This window comes from Synechococcus sp. H55.10, assembly GCF_047502715.1.
Taxonomy (GTDB): Bacteria; Cyanobacteriota; Cyanobacteriia; order Thermostichales; family Thermostichaceae; genus Thermostichus.
The window spans coordinates 1-817 of sequence record NZ_JANSJJ010000120.1; the positions used below are offsets into that span (position 1 = coordinate 1).

At 47.2% G+C, this 817-nt stretch carries 1 protein-coding gene; it reads right to left on the reverse strand.

All coding sequences use genetic code 11. The features are described from left to right. Positions 1-131 precede the first annotated feature (131 nt). A partial coding sequence (locus NW858_RS08155; protein WP_414520261.1) for a hypothetical protein occupies positions 132-817 on the reverse strand: 686 nt, incomplete at its 5' end.

The following is an 817-nucleotide window of genomic DNA, read 5'->3' on the forward strand; positions in this document are numbered from 1 at the left end:
TCGCTGCTGTCCAGGGCTTGGCATTTAGCCGTAGCCAATTCCGTTGACCTTGCTGTTGTCTCTCAGCAACAAGTTGCCCTGTCAACTCAAGGAGCTCGGCATAATTGCGCCGCGAGGCGGCGATTGCCGTTTCAAGACTCTCGATGAGACCCATGGTTATCCTCCAGAGGTAACTTCTCTTGATAGTAAATATCCTGCTCGTTCTCCGGAAGCAACTTTCTAGAACCGGCAGAAGGCAGGTTAGTTTCAAAAATAGACATGATCTTGTTCAGGTAACTTTGCAGCAAGCTCCTAACCCCTGGCATGGGAAGGTGATCCACCACATTCTGAAGCTGGTCAAAGAGATGCTTAAGTCTCTTCAGATCTAAAATGGCACGACTGACAATCTCCTGGACTCGAAGCTGCTCTTCCGCAAGCTCTCTTATTCTATTGGCTAGCCTTTGATTTTCAAGCTCTTTCTCGGTGAGCAAACTTAAAGCTGCTTCCTCAGTCTCGACTATTTTAAGCTCAAGCTTTAGGTTCTGCTCTTCCAGAGACTCAATCTGCTCGATTAATAAATCTGACTCAAGCAAAGAATTAAAGCTAATGCCCCTACTCAGTAGAAAGCTAACAAGCAAGTCGCTGCAATCTTGTCTTTGGAGCTGCAGTTCTCTGAGTTTAGGCTCCGCTAATTCCTTCAACACTTTATGAGCTATTCCTATCCCCAAGCAATCGCCGTCGCCATGTCCGGGAATAGTAACCCTCAAATTGCCGAGAACGGCTTGCGTGTGATGTCTGGCACGACGATGGATAATTTCCCAACCCCACTCTCTTGCTT